At 53.7% G+C, this 14620-nt stretch carries 12 protein-coding genes; 9 read left to right on the plus strand and 3 right to left on the minus strand.

The window, feature by feature from the left end:
• Window positions 1-6: 6 nt before the first annotated feature.
• Window positions 7-1266, minus strand: a complete 1260-nt coding sequence (locus tag ACTID9_RS08495) for an O-antigen ligase family protein (RefSeq protein WP_441070769.1) — start codon at window positions 1264-1266, stop codon at window positions 7-9.
• A 126-nt stretch (window positions 1267-1392) separates the two neighbouring features.
• Here ACTID9_RS08495 and murJ point away from each other — a divergent pair, with 126 nt between their 5' ends.
• Both murJ and ACTID9_RS08505 read left to right on the plus strand, forming a co-directional pair.
• On the plus strand, window positions 1393-2925 hold the full coding sequence (gene murJ / locus ACTID9_RS08500; protein ID WP_441070770.1) for a murein biosynthesis integral membrane protein MurJ: 1533 nt from the start codon (window positions 1393-1395) through the stop codon (window positions 2923-2925).
• A 201-nt stretch (window positions 2926-3126) separates the two neighbouring features.
• A complete protein-coding gene (locus ACTID9_RS08505; RefSeq protein WP_441070771.1) occupies window positions 3127-5343 on the plus strand; it encodes a copper amine oxidase N-terminal domain-containing protein in 2217 nt (738 codons plus the stop codon).
• A 132-nt stretch (window positions 5344-5475) separates the two neighbouring features.
• Here ACTID9_RS08505 and ACTID9_RS08510 read toward each other — a convergent pair whose 3' ends face one another.
• Both ACTID9_RS08510 and csaB read right to left on the minus strand, forming a co-directional pair.
• Window positions 5476-6327 (minus strand): class I SAM-dependent methyltransferase, encoded by an 852-nt coding sequence (locus tag ACTID9_RS08510; protein ID WP_441070772.1) that lies wholly within the window; start codon window positions 6325-6327, stop codon window positions 5476-5478.
• A 12-nt stretch (window positions 6328-6339) separates the two neighbouring features.
• Window positions 6340-7440, minus strand: coding sequence for a polysaccharide pyruvyl transferase CsaB (gene csaB / locus ACTID9_RS08515; RefSeq protein WP_441070773.1), 1101 nt, complete (start codon window positions 7438-7440; stop codon window positions 6340-6342).
• A 290-nt stretch (window positions 7441-7730) separates the two neighbouring features.
• Between csaB and ACTID9_RS08520 the strand changes: the two genes are divergently transcribed.
• The 7 genes from ACTID9_RS08520 to ACTID9_RS08550 all read left to right on the plus strand — a co-directional run bounded on the left by ACTID9_RS08520 (window position 7731) and on the right by ACTID9_RS08550 (window position 14616).
• Window positions 7731-8651 carry a 50S ribosomal protein L11 methyltransferase gene (locus ACTID9_RS08520; RefSeq protein ID WP_441070774.1) on the plus strand — a complete coding sequence of 307 codons (921 nt, stop codon included), beginning with the start codon at window positions 7731-7733 and terminating at the stop codon, window positions 8649-8651.
• A 134-nt stretch (window positions 8652-8785) separates the two neighbouring features.
• Window positions 8786-9796, plus strand: coding sequence for an LCP family protein (locus ACTID9_RS08525; protein WP_441070775.1), 1011 nt, complete (start codon window positions 8786-8788; stop codon window positions 9794-9796).
• An 84-nt stretch (window positions 9797-9880) separates the two neighbouring features.
• Window positions 9881-10189 (plus strand): hypothetical protein, encoded by a 309-nt coding sequence (locus ACTID9_RS08530; protein ID WP_441070776.1) that lies wholly within the window; start codon window positions 9881-9883, stop codon window positions 10187-10189.
• A gap of 157 nt (window positions 10190-10346) precedes the next feature.
• On the plus strand, window positions 10347-12047 hold the full coding sequence (locus tag ACTID9_RS08535) for an AMP-binding protein (RefSeq protein ID WP_441070777.1): 1701 nt from the start codon (window positions 10347-10349) through the stop codon (window positions 12045-12047).
• 232 nt (window positions 12048-12279) lie between these two features.
• Window positions 12280-12867, plus strand: a complete 588-nt coding sequence (locus ACTID9_RS08540) for a TetR/AcrR family transcriptional regulator (protein WP_441070778.1) — start codon at window positions 12280-12282, stop codon at window positions 12865-12867.
• A gap of 183 nt (window positions 12868-13050) precedes the next feature.
• The gene (locus ACTID9_RS08545) at window positions 13051-13827 is read left to right on the plus strand and encodes an enoyl-CoA hydratase (RefSeq protein WP_441070779.1); all 777 of its coding nucleotides are present in this window, start codon (window positions 13051-13053) and stop codon (window positions 13825-13827) included.
• Window positions 13828-13848: 21 nt separating this feature from the next.
• Entirely contained in the window at window positions 13849-14616 is a 768-nt protein-coding gene (locus ACTID9_RS08550; RefSeq protein ID WP_441070780.1) for an electron transfer flavoprotein subunit beta/FixA family protein, read from the plus strand.
• The last annotated feature ends 4 nt before the right edge of the window (window positions 14617-14620 follow it).

Genomic DNA, 14620 nt, shown 5'->3' on the forward strand with positions numbered 1-14620 from the left:
CCCCTCCTATCGCTGCTTCTGCAAGGTTTTCTCTGCCAGAAGCCCGACGAGAAAGCCCGTCGTGAGCCAGAAATACGTGCTCATGAACGGAACCTCGAAAATATTTTCAACCATATTGTGCAAGGCAGCAGCCAGCAAGCCGCAAAATATCCCGACATAAAGGAAGTAATGAGGGGATTTTCGCCGCTCCTGCGCGAATCGCAGCGCGTAGCGGAGCCCCATGAACATGAGTGTGAGCAGAAGACCGGTGCCGAGAATGCCCGTTTCTGCGATCGTTTTGAACAGATAGCTGTCCGAGTAGATAGTGCCGAAATGACGCGAGCCGACCGCACCGCCGTAATGGCCAAGCCCTTTGCCGAAGAGCGGTTCTTTCATCATCTCGTAGTACGAGTTTTTCCAGCGTGCGATCCGCCCGTCGCTTTCGCTTTTCTCCAAATATTCGGCGGTGAACAGGGTGCCGATGCGATCCTTCACGGTGGAGAGGACGGGCATGTGCGGCACAAAGGAAAGCCCGGCTGCAAGCACGATGGCCGCGAGCGCGAGATAGAGCGTCAACCGTTTTTTCCACAAGTAGCAGCCGACAAAGACGACGAAGCCGAACGCGAACCACGCGCCGCGCGACATCGTGAACAAAAGCGCCGCGATGGTGGTAAGGCTGACGATCGCCCAGACGATGCGTTCCTTCTTGTCCTTGCTGTTCAAAAACAGCCCGATGGCGAGCGGTGAGGCGAACGCCATGAAGCTGCCCAATACGTTCGGGCTGGTAACGATGGAGAAGGCGCGCGTCCGCGTGCTCTCACCAGCGTTCACCCATGCTTCCGGCGTCTGTACGCCAAGCACGACCTGCATCACGCCGATGAAGGCCACGATGAAGCTGACCAGGCCCAGCATTTTCATGAATTTTGCCAGTTGTTCTTCAGAGGCGATCAAATAAAAGCCGATGAAGAAGGTGAGCACATATTCATAGATGGCCCGAAAGCCTTCGACGCTCGCATCCACATTGGACATGTCCGCGACCGTCATGCCAAGGCCAAGCACAAAAAAGGCGGAAAACACATGCTTGATGCCGGGCACGATCCGCGCCCCCCGCAAAAACGGTGTGACGCAAAAGAGCAGAAGCACGATCAGCACTCCTTCATCCCACAGCGAGGAGATAAACGAGATCGGTACAAATTTGCGCAAGACATAGTCAACGATCGGAAAGCAAAGCAATAGATAGAGCCAATTGGCCGAAGCCATCGGCAGCTTGGTAATCGCATGTTTCATGAAAATTCGTCCCCCTGCGACATAGTTCAACCTAAACATTATAATGAAAGTATCTGAGAAATGCTATATGATCTAAGTTGGTAGTCTTGGCAAGTAGATGTGTGACAGACAGATGGGAGTTTTCAGATGAGCGTATTGAAGGCAGCCACATCCATTGTGGCGCTAACCTTGCTCGGGCGTTTGCTCGGGTTTATCCGGACGATGTATGTATCAGATTTGTATGGGACAGGGGCGGCAGCGGACGCTTACTTTACGGCGCTGACGATCCCCATGACATTATTTATGGTCATTCCGGGCGCAATTAATGCGGTGCTGATCCCGACGATGCGCGGACTCATCGAGCGAAAGGCAGAAGGCGAGCGAGAGGCGCTGTACGGAAAAATGCTGGCGATGGTGACGCTGTTCTTCCTGGTGCTCTGCGCGGCGGGCACAGCGCTGTCGCCGCAGATCGCCGGCTGGATCGGCATGACCGGCCAGCGGGCTGCCCTGACGGCTGAACTGCTCGCCTGGATGTGGCCGTCCGTCTTTTTCATCGGCGTGGCGGGCTTGTGGGCGAGCGTGATCAATGCGCACCAGCACTTTTTTACCCCTGCGCTGGGGACGGTGACGAACGGTGCGGTTGTAATCGTCGCCATGTATGCGCTGGTGCCGGCTTACGGGCCGGTCGGTCTCGCAATCGCGACCACGCTTGGCTACATCGCCGCCGCAGTCCCGATGCTGCCGACGCTCAAGCGTTTTGGCTACGCGACCCGCTTTTCCTTTCAATGGAAAGAAGACGAGTCGCTCAAAGGGATGGGCGAGCGGGTCATCCCGATTTTGATCGGCTCCTGCATCTCGCAGGCGACGACCTTTCTGGAGAGAGGGCTGACGGCCGGCCTCGGAGAAGGGAAAATCGCGGCGCTTTCGTATGCCAACCAGATTTTCCAGCTTCCGCTCGGTATATTCGTCGGCGCGTTTACGCTGCCGCTTTTCCCGCTGCTGGCGAGTTATGTCAAGCGCGGCGAGATGAATTTGATGAAAGATACGCTGCAAAAAGGCTTGGCCTATTTGTGGATGCTGATGCTGCCGGTTACGATCGGGATGATTTTGTTCGGCGAGCCGGTGATCCGCCTGTTTTTTGTACGCCAAGGCGGCAAATTCGATGAGACGGGCGTCGCCTGGACCGTGTTGGGTCTGGCCTTTTACTCGCTTGGCCTGTTTGGGCTGGCCGCCCGCGATTTGCTGACGCGCGCCTTTTACGCGCTGGACAATACGCGGACGCCCGTGACCATCGGAGCTTGCGGAATCCTGGTGTACATCGCCTCGGCTTATGCCGGTATCCCGTCGCTGGGACATGGCGGCATCGCGCTGGCCGCGTCCATCTCTGCATGGTTCCAGGCGGTGTTACTGTTCATTTTACTGGCAAAGCGCATCGGCGCTCCGGTGAGCCGGTCATTTTTGCTCACGTGCGGGAAGGTGACCGTTGCCGGGAGCGCGATGGGCGCTGCGCTTTGGGCGGCCAAGCCGTTCCTTTCGCACTTCCATGTGCTGGTGCAAACCGTGGTCGGGATCGGCGGAGCTGCGATCGTGTATGCAATCGTGCTGATCCTGTTGCGCGAGTCGATGATATTCGATGTTGCGTCCAAGTTTCTCAAGCGGGCATCCCGCAAAACCTCATAAAGGAAGAAAAGCCAGCTAACGCGCAAGCTGGCTTTTTCAGCGTTTCCATGAAAATAGATGAAAAACCTACCTCAATTGGAAGAAATTAAACGATCAAAATCATAAAATTTCATAAGTATCAAAGAAAAATCTAAGAAATCTCTAATATAATGAAATCTTGATAAGTTCAAACGAAATTGAATGAAAAAAGGTGCGATGAAAATGGTACGTAAAGCAAATGGAGTAAAGAGCGGTGAAGCCTTTACGAAAGGTACGAAGGCGTTTCCGATAGCGCTGGCAACGTTGCTTGTCGCGACACCGTTTCTATCGATCCCGAAGGCATATGCCGTTACTGATGTATCTGTAGAAGCGGATGATTCGGATGTTGCTGGTGATGACAGCGACTATACGATCAAATTTACCCCGGAGGAAGACATGACATCGGGGGATACGGTCACGATTTATTTTCCCGAGGAATTCAGCATTGACGATAATGTCAGCAAAAGCGATATCGATGTGAATGGAGATACGCCGAAAAAAGTTGAATACGATGACTACGACAATTCGATCACGATTACGCTGAATGACGACTATTCGGCTGATGACGAGATCGAAATCAACATTGCAGGGGTCATCACCAATCCGGATGATGCGGATGATTATGAAATCGAAGTAGAAAACAGCGTAGACAAAGATTCCGATACCGATACGATTGAAATTACAGAAGATGACAGCAGCAGCAGTTCAAGTGATGAATTCAATGTTTCCATTGGCGATGACGAAGAAGATACTGAGACTACATATGAACTGGGCGACATCGACCTTGGCAAGGACGAGCTGGAAAAAGGAAAGTGGGTTAGCGTCATTTTCCCTGACGATAGCATGGTTCCAGATGACATCGATACCTCGGATGTCGAAATCAATGGCTACGAAGTGACCGCTGTCGACATCAGCAGTGATAAAGTAGACCTTAAAGTGCCAAGCGGGGCGGATACCGATGACACGCTTGACATTAAATTCCTGAAGGGTGCCGGTATTACAAACCCGTCCGAAGACGACAATTATACGATCAAAGTGAAATACAACGGCGAAACGTATGAATCCGAAACATTTGATATTACAGGGTCCAGCAGCTCATCTGGTTCCAGTTCAAGTTCCGGTTCCACCAGCTTGAGCGTCGAACCTGATGATTCCACCGTCGGCGCACGAACAGGCTACAAAATCGAAGGCGATTTCGGCAGCAAAAAACTGCAAAGCAGCTCGCAAATCAAGCTGGAATTCCCATCGAGTGTGAGCATTCCGAGCATTTTGTCCACATCCGATTTCACGATCAACGGCAAAACGCCAAAAAGCGTCTATGGCTACGGCAACGTCCTGTACTTGACCACGCCGGACAGCTTCAGTTCGACAAGCGACGTAACGGTGGAAATTTCGAGCGACGCCTGGATTTCCAATCCGAAAACAGCGGGGACGTATACAATCGCAGCGACGGTTGACGGCAAAACGGTTACATCCAGCTCGTATACGATCACGGGAGGAGTCACTCCGACGCCAACGCCGACGCCGACAACACCAACGACGCCGACTGCGCCAACAACGACACCGGCGAATAACACTACAGCAACGATCGCGCTGACCAACACGGCGCTGCAAAAGCCGACCGGTCTTACGATCAATTTGAAAGCATTGGCACAGCCTGTCCAAAAGAACGTAGACTTCCTTGAGGTGGTCTTCCCGGCTGGCTACAAACTGCCAGGCGCTGTATTGCCATCGGCTGTCACCGTAAATGGTGTGGCTGCAAGCTATGTCGGCATTCGCGGGCAAAACCTGCTGATCTATCCGGCGCAAGACTTGCCAGCTTCCACCGCTGCGACGATCGCGATTAACGCAAGCGCGAACATCGTTAACCCGGCAACGAAAAATACGTATAGCATCGGTCTGTACAGCTCGGAAGAAAAAAATCTGCTGTTCGCACGCTCGGTAGGCGTGGGCGGTGCGGTCGCGCCGGCTACTCCGGCTCCGGCTCCAAAACCTGCAGCGCCAACGATCGTGTACAACCCGGCATTGCCATCGAACGCTGCGGTGATCAAGCCGAATGTGCCATCCTTCATGCTCGGCGGCAAACTGTATCCGCTGGCACCGACAACCTATCTGGCAAGCAACACGACCAGCATGGTATCGCCGCAATTTTTCAAGGAAGCGCTGGCGTTGACCACGACGTGGAATAGCAGCATGGTTGCGATTGTGAGCAATGCCAAAAGCGTAAAGCTGACGGTTGGCTCCAATGTCGCGGTTGTCGGCTCTACCACCATCACGCTGCCGGCAAAAGTTGAGCTGAAAAACGGCACGCCGATGATTCCGGTCAAAGCCGTGGCGGAAGCGCTCGGCTACAAAATCGGTTGGGATGCGAAAAACTCCAACGCGTACGTATACAAATAAACGAATCGCTTTATCGTCAAAAGCCGCAGAGACTGTCTGCGGCTTTTTATCTAGCCAACCCAAGCGCATGCGAAAACCCCTCCCAACCGCCGAGTGATTCGGGGTGAGAGGGGTTTATCATGTTCCAAGCGGTTATTGTTGTTTCTGGTAAACGCACACGACCATTTTGACGAAATACTCGCGCAAGCCCGGCAGCTTGGCCAGGCCGGAGACGATGGAGCGGAGCGGGATCTCCTGCTGGTAAACGGCAGGATGCTTCACACCTTTTTGAATGCGGCGGAAGCGCGCAATCGTCATCCGGTTGATGTACGAGAAATATTCGGTGCCGTCGCCGCGCTTGCTGATCCGGAACGAAACGCGGTCCTGCCCGTCTGGCAGCGGGGCCACAAGCGTCTTGTACGCGTCGATCATCGCCTGCTCGGAAAACAGGGAGTGCACCCACGGAATGCCGATCGCATCGGAAAGGTGGGCGCCATACGGATGATAGTAGGGCGGGAAGTTGATGTACAGATGGCCGCCCGGCTTGAGCACGCGGAAGCACTCCGCCAACGTTTTTTCCGGCTGGTCGACATGCTCCATCGCGTCGTTCATGATGATCGTGTCAAACGTCGCATCGGCAAAAGGCATCCGGGACGCATCGCCTGTCATGAACTCGGCGATATCCGCCAGCCCTTTCTCACGGGCGAATGCGTTGCCTTCTTCCGCGTAGTGCGGGACGATGTCGATCCCGATGATTTTTTTCGGGCGGAATGTAGCGTAGTAACACGTTTTGCCGCCACCGCCGCAGCCGATGTCCAATACGGTTTTATCCGTAAACATCTGCTCCTGCGTGTGGTACGGCAAGAAAAACTGAATCGTTTGCTGCCCTTTTTGGAATTGCCATTCGGTATAGCTCATCTTCCCGCCATTCGCCAGATTGAACGGATGCACGGGAAGCGGGAACAGGCGGTTTACTTGAAGCAATATCGTGGAAGACAAAGACAAAACGGTTCCTCCTTACCTCATCTTCAAGGCTTTCAGCACGAATTGGCTGGAGCGCATCGCTTCTGCGCTGAGCGTCTCAGAGCTTGCCGCTATGCGGCTCTGTTCGGCGTCGAGCTGATCCAGCCGCTCCTGAATCAAGCCGAGAAGTCTTTCTGAGTCCAAATCGCGTATATGACCGGCGGACGGCATATTGGCCCGCTCGACGAATCGGTCGATTTTGGGGTCATAGGACATGCCGATGAATGGAATTTTTAGCATGCAAGCGAGAATCAGCGAGTGCAGCCGCATGCCGATCACGTAGTTTGATGCTTTGAGCACACTCATGATATCGTGGAAGCTGACCGGATTTTCCAGCAGCTTGGCACCTGGCTCCTTCATGAAAGAGATGATCTCTTTGGAAGGGGCGATATCGCTTGGATAATGCATCGGTAAAAACAGGACATTCCAGCCTTTGCCGACAAAAAAATCGGCTGCATCGGCAACCGCCTGCTTGAAGCGCTCCTCTTGCTTCCAGTTGCGCGCGGAGAAGACGACCAGCGGGCGCGTCAAGTCAGCAAACAAAGAGGACAGCAGTTCTTGTCCCGGCTTGTCCGGAATGTCGTCAGGATGTATCGTAAGCGCAGGATCAGCCGTGACGTACAGAGGTGCCTTCGTGACGCCGCAAGCTTTAAAATCCTGTCCGGATTCATAATCGCGTACCGTAATGACATCGACCCGGTTGACGACCTGTTTGATCAGGCGCCGGCTGAGCGAGGTCAGAATCGGCCCGAAGCCTTGCGCATAAAAGACGACCGGCTTGCGAAGCAGCTTGGCGATCGTCACAATTCCTAAGTAGTAAAGGACGCTGCGAGGGCTTGTCACATCCTGCATCAATGTACCGCCGCCCATCACCAGCAAGTCGCAGCGTTTCAGTTCACGTACAATCGTAGAAGGACTCCATCGGTTGTATGCGGGAATTCCGAACAATTGTGCAGTTCGTTCCGGCTGGTTAGACAGGACGGACATTTCGATATGCGGTTGTTCCCGTCTAAGCGAGCTGATGATGCCATAAAGCACAACATCGTCCCCGGCATTGTTGAAGCCATAATACCCGGAGATGAGAATTCGCGGCATGAGAGTACCTTCTTTCTATTCGGCGTGCATAAGAAGTACAACCTCAAGTATAATAGAGGAAATACAAGGAAGTAAAGCGGACTAGAGCACGTACATGATGCCGCCGCCAATCAGGGCGACTGCCAGGATGATGAAGCCGATCATCAGGTAGAGCATTCCCTTATCCTTGCGGCGACGATAAAAAAATTCATCAAACATGAAGCAACGCCTCCTACGCGTGAAATCCACATTATATAATACCATGCAGACACCAGGAAAGACTACAAAACGAGTGAAAAAAGGAGTAAAAAATGAGTCGATTTTGGCTGAAATATACGATTTCACTTCCTGCGGATCTTGAGGAGGTCTTTCTCGCAGAGCTGTTGGACAGCACCTATACACTAGGCTGGACAGAACCGCAAATCGAGGTGATCGTGACGGAAAACGGATACGATTACCAGGAGCAGCGGGAACAGCCGGTCATCGCATATGTGTTTGAACCGATGGAAGAGGAGCAGCAGGCGCTTGCGGCGCGAATGGAAGACTACCTGAAACAATGGGATGGCGCGATCCGCCTGAAGGCAGTGGAGCAAGTGAAAGAAGAGAATGAAAGCTGGAAAGACGAGTTCGTCCCCGTGCAAATCGGCAGCTTGACGGTCGCACCCTCCTGGACGAAAGGAACTTTGCAAGCCGCAGGCCCTGTTCTGTGGATCGATCCGGGTGCCGCGTTCGGGACAGGCTATCACGGCACGACCCAGGACATGCTCCGCTTTTTGCAGGAAATGGATGTATCGGGAATGCGTGTGATCGACATCGGAGCGGGTTCAGGCATTCTCTCCATTTATTGTGCGCTTCGGCATGCCAAGCAACCGGTGTATGCGCTGGATTTGAACCCGGAGAGCGAATACGAAATCAGGCAAAACCTGGCGCACAACGAGCTGGATGCAAGCAGCGTGGAAGTTGTGATCGGCGATGCCACCTCGCCGGACATGGCGGAACGCATTCCGGAGAAAGCCGACCTCATTTTGCTGAACATCGGCGGAGATGAGGACGTGGCGATTTTGCCGCTCGCAGGCAAGCTGCTGGCACCGGACGGCACGATCATTTTCTCCGGACTGGTCGACTGGAATCGCGATGCGATCGTGGACAAGCTGGTTGCGGAAGGCTACAGCATCAAGGACCAGCGGCAAACGGATGAATGGGTCACGCTCTTGGCCAAACCGGCGCGATAACGTATAGTCCTCCCCATACTCGGCAATACTGCGAAATATCCCCACCTAGGCTCACAGACGCACAGATGGGGATATTTTTCGTACGGATGATGAACCTATCACGATTCGAATCCGGCGGTTAGGGGAGGAAGATCATGAAAACAACTGCGTCTCGCGGGATCAAACAAGTGCTGGTCTATACAGGAGCCGCCATCCTGTTGGCAATTCTTGCATACGTCAGCTATACCATTTATCAATACAGACAGATGACGAACGAGTGGTACCAGCCGCTCGCGGAAGCACCGGCCGATGCGATGCAGCCGCAGGGGATGGAGCATGTGCTGATCAACCAACCGGCACCGGTGGACGAATTGCCGCTAGGTCCGCAAAAAACATTGAAGCCGTTTACGCTGCTTTTGATCGGCATCGACAGCAGGGACGGCGAAAAGGCGCGATCGGACACGATGATTCTCTGCACCGTCCATCCCGCCGACCAGCGTGTGTATCTGTTATCCATTCCCCGCGACAGCTTTATGGAACTGCCTGGCCGCGGCTATGACAAAGTGAACCACGCCATGGCGTTCGGCGGTCCCGGCATGGTCAAGACCGCTCTGCAAAACTTCCTCAACATCAAAATCGACCGCTACATGACCATCGACTTCGATGGCTTCCGCAAAATTGTCGACGAACTCGGCGGCGTGGAAATCAATGTGAAAAAGCGCATGAAATATACCGACCCTACCGATGACACCTATATCGATCTGAAGCCGGGCCTGCAGACGCTGAACGGCAAGCAGGCGCTCGATTACGCCCGTTACCGCAAAAGCGATCTCGGGAAGGAAGACAGCGATTACGAGCGGATCGTCCGCCAGCAGGAAATTATCAAGGCATTGGCGGGAAAGGGCGATTCCGTCCAGTCTTTCCTGAAAGCATTCAAGCTGATGGACATTTTGGGCAAGCACGTCAAAACGGACCTGACACAGCAGGAAATCTCCTCGCTTTTGAAAACCTACTATGATCCGCAAAAAAACCATATCGAGACCGACACCTTGATGGGCACCGACGAGCGCATTTGGCGCAACGGGATTCGCGGCTGGTATTACCTCGTGCCGAAGGAAGAGCGCAAGCGGGTGCAAAAGCAGCTGGAAAAAGAGTTGAACTCGTAGAATAAGCCGTTCTCCTCTTGTTGTTTTTTGGTGAAAAAGAGTATGATAGGACGATAGATTCACTCTGTTGGGGGAGATTGCCAGATGAATTACCGGATTGTGCAGCAAGTGACGCTTGTCGACATGAATAATGAACTGATTAATGAAGTTTTCTTTGATCACGGGGTATTCGAAACCTTTTTCCTGCCAATCGGAAGCTCGGTTGTGACGCGACCGCTCGGATTAAAACAATTCGAGGTTGTGCATGACAGACGGACAGACGATGTCGTCCGTTTCAAAATCATCGATACCGAAATCAATCTCGTGACACAAGGCCAGGAAGTCAGGGCGTACCTCGAACCGATCACCCTGATCATCGGCCAGCATGATGTGGGCGAGTTTTACGACGAATAGGAGAGGGAGCCGCTTTTTCAACGAGAAGCGGCTTTTCTTTTTTATGGTTGGAAAAATCAGAACATTCACTTACAATGAAGGGAGGAAGAGGTTATGCAACGATCGGTAAACAGACCAGTAGAGTTGGGCCATACAAAGGATTGGAGGGTTTCGGACCATGTCAGATACCAAGCCTTGGATTGCCAACTATCCGCAGGAAGTTCCCGCTTCGCTGGAATACCCCCGTGTTCCGGTGACAGCCTTTCTGAAACAGTCTGCGGAGCGTTTTCCTCATCAGAACGCACTCTATTTTCTGGGAAAGCAGATCACGTATGCACAGCTGCTGTCCATGTCTTATCAATTTGCACATGCCTTGATGCGCCGCGGCGTCAAAAAAGGAGACCGCGTCGCCATCATGCTGCCCAATTGTCCCCAAGCCGTCATCGCATACTATGGCACCTTGTTTGCCGGCGGCACCGTGGTGATGACCAATCCGCTCTATACCGAACGCGAGCTGATTCATCAGTTGGTTGACTCGGGGGCCGAGGTTATCGTCGCACTCGACCAGCTTTACGGCCGGATCGAAAAAGTCATGCCCCATGTGTCGCTCACGCACATCATCCTCACCAGCATCAGCGATTTTTTGCCTTTCTTCAAAAAAATGCTGTACCCACTCGCACAGCGAAAGCAAAAATCAAACGCTCCCGTCATTTCGTATTCACAAAATGTTGAACCGTTTTTGCCTGTTTTACATGAAAACGCTGCCAGCCCAATCGAGGTTGACATCGACCCTGCGCAAGATTTGGCGCTTTTGCAATACACGGGCGGAACTACGGGCGTAGCCAAAGGCGTGATGCTCACCCACCGCAACCTTGTCGTCAATACCGTCCAGTGCCAGGCGTGTCTGTACAAAATGGAGCAAGGAAAGGAAAAAATTTTGACAGCCCTGCCGCTGTTCCATGTATTCGGCATGACCGCCGCCATGAACTACGGCATTTCCATCGGCGCCGAGATCATTCTTGTGCCCAAATTCGATCCGGGCCAAATTTTGCGGCTGATCGATAAACTGCGGCCCAGCATGTTTCCGGGAGCGCCGACGATGTTCATCGGCCTTTTGAATCACCCCGATATCCAAACATACAACCTCTCCTCGATCAAAGCGTGCGTGAGCGGCTCCGCTCCGTTGCCGCTGGAGGTGCAGACCCGCTTTGAAGAGCTGACGCAAGGCAAAATCGCCGAAGGGTACGGCTTGACCGAGTCATCGCCCGTCACCCACTCCAATCCGTTTTGGGGGCGGCGGGTCAGCGGCAGCATCGGCTTGCCATGGCCGGATACCGACTGCCGCATCGTCGACCCGGGGACAGGCGAAGAGCTGCCACAGGGCTCGATTGGCGAGCTTGCGGTCAAAGGCGGGCAGGTGATGCTTGGCTACTGGAACCGTCCGGAGGAGACGGCGGCTGTCTTGCGCGATGGCTGGCTGTTGACCGGAGATGTCGGCTATATGGACGAGGACGGGTATTTTTATATCGTCGACCGCAAAAAAGACATGATCATCGCCGGGGGCTTCAATATTTATCCGCGCGAGGTGGAGGAGGTGCTGTTCGAGCATCCGTCCGTGCAGGAAGCGGCCGTGGTCGGCGTACCCGACCCGTATCGCGGCGAGACGGTCAAAGCCTTCATCGTCCTGAAAGCGGGCTGCGAGTTACATGAGCAGGAGATGGACCAATTTTGCCGGCAACGACTGGCGGCCTACAAAGTTCCGCGTGCCTATGAAGCGCGCAAGGAGCTGCCCAAAACGATGGTTGGCAAGGTGCTCCGGCGCCAATTGCAGGAAGAAGAGAAGAAGCGGCACGAAGACCAGTCAGCCAAGTTAGGCTGACAAACGAATACGTTCGTAACTGGGAGCGATGCTGCCTGATCCAGTCTGACTGGGAGGGGAGATCGCTTTTTTTGTATCAGGGCAACTGCGGCTTAAGCTGAAATCATGGCGTAGCCAGGTTTTCTGATTGGCGAGAACAGGCGTTGACACTGCGCTTTGTCATCGTTTACACTTGATGTGAATGAACAATCATTCATTGTTGTGTGATCTGTTGAATTGAGTGGAGGTACTTATGGCAAAGAAAACGGGGGAAAAATATCAAGCCATTATCGATGCGGCCGTCCGGGTCATTGCGAAACACGGGTATCACAATTCCCAAGTCTCGCGCATCGCCAGAGAGGCGAAGGTGGCAGACGGTACGATCTATCTCTACTTTGAAAACAAGGACGATATCCTCATCTCTGTCTTTAACGAAAAAATGGGCCAGTTTATTGAAACGTGCCGTGATCGAATCTCGACAGCCGGGACGATTCAGGAGAAGCTGTATATTTTGATTCATGCCCATCTGAGCCAGCTGGCGCAAAATCCCGAGTTCGCCATTGTCACGCAGATCGAGCTGCGGCAGTCGAACGAAAAGATCAGCAAAGGGATCGGCGAGGTGCTCAAAACGTATCTGACGCTGATCGACGGGATAATTGAAGCGGGCATCGCAGAGGGCGTTTTCCGCGACGAACTCGATGTGCGGATGGCGCGCAAAATGATTTACGGCACCATCGACGAGACCGTCACGTCATGGGTAATGAAGCAGTGCAAATACGATCTCACCTCACTGGTGGAGCCGATCCATAACCTCTTCCTGTACGGATTGGTTCGCAGGTGAAAAAGCTTGTGCATCAATTGCTTTTCATCTCCGCCTATTTTTGGTACAATCAACGTATCCGCGACAGACTGAGCGTTCGCTCAGTTTTGCTGCGCGGGTAAAGCCTTCTTGCTAAAAAAGGTTTTTCCAAGTTATATCGCGAAAATTGCTAAAATACTGATCATAGAGTTGGAGGGAGAGAACATGGCTTACACCACTGTGCATTATGAAGTGGCGGATCGCGTCGCTTGGCTTGTGATCAACAATCCGCCGGCGAATGCGCTCAATCAGGCAACGTTGACCGATTTGGGCGCCGCACTCGATGAAGCGGCAAAGGACGATCAAGTGAAAGCGGTCGTCATCACGGGAGAAGGGCGCTTTTTCGTTGCCGGAGCCGACATCAAGCAGTTCACACAGCTCGATCAGGCAGAAGCGCAAGCGCTTTCGGAAACCGGACAGGCGCTGTTTGCGCGCATCGAGTCGTTCCGCAAGCCAGTCATCGCGGCCATTAACGGAGCGTGCCTCGGCGGCGGGCTGGAGCTTGCGATGGCTTGCCACATCCGCTTTGCGGCAGCGGAAGCAAAGCTCGGGCTGCCCGAGCTGAATCTGGGCATCATGCCCGGCTACGGCGGCACGCAGCGTCTGCCGCGGTTGGTTGGCCCGGGAAAAGCGACGCAGCTGATGCTCACCTCCGACATGATCGGCGGCGAGGAAGCCCATCGCATCGGCCTGGTCGAAGCGGTATATCCCGCAGAAGTGCTGCTTGATGAAGTGAAAAAGCTGGCCGCCGCGATCACCGCCAAAGGAAAGCTTGCGGTCGCGTACACGCTGGAAGCGATTCAGGCCAGCCTTGCGGAAGACCATGATGCAGGATACCGCACCGAAGCCCGGCTGTTTGGCCAAGTGTTCGGCACGGAAGATGCCAAGGAAGGCATCAGCGCCTTCATCGAAAAGCGGAAGCCCGAATTTTCCGATCGTTAAATAAATGAGGAGGGGAATCTCATGAACATTCTGGTTGTGCTTAAATCTACGTTTGATACCGAGGAAAAAATCGTCATCCAAAACGGTGGCATCAGTGAAGACGGGGTAAAATTCATCATCAACCCGTACGATGAGTATGCCGTGGAAGAAGCGATCAAGCTGAAGGAAGAGCACGGCGGCGAGGTGACGGTTATTTCCGTTGGACCGGATCGCGTGCAAACCGAGCTGCGCACTGCGCTGGCGATGGGTGCCGACAAAGCGGTGCTGGTTGACGATGAATCGCTGTTTGGCGACGAGTACACCACAGCGAAAGTGTTGGCTGCGGTTGCTCGCAAACTCGGCTTCGACATCATCCTCGGCGGCCAGATGGCAGTGGATTCCGGCGCAGGCCAAGGCGGTCCGCGACTTGCAGAGGAACTGGGCATCAACCACATCTCCACAGCCGTGAAGCTCACGGTCGACGGTTCTACGGTAACGGTCGAGCGCGACATCGAGGGCGACCTGGAAGTGGTGGAAGCAACCTTGCCGGTCCTCATCACGGCGCAGCAAGGGCTGAACGAGCCGCGCTACCCTTCTCTCCCTGGTATCATGAAAGCGAAGAAAAAACCGCTGGATATCCTCTCGGCAGATGACCTTGGTCTTTCCGCTGATGAAGTGAAAGCGAAAACGACGGTTGTCGATACGTATCTGCCGCCGAAAAAACAGGCGGGCCGTATTCTTTCCGGCGACATTCCGGCTCAAGCGGCGGAACTCGTCCAATTGCTGCGCAGCGAAGCGAAAGTGATCTAAGGAA

The organism is Brevibacillus fluminis, assembly GCF_052072235.1.
Taxonomy (GTDB): Bacteria; Bacillota; Bacilli; order Brevibacillales; family Brevibacillaceae; genus Brevibacillus_D; species Brevibacillus_D fluminis_A.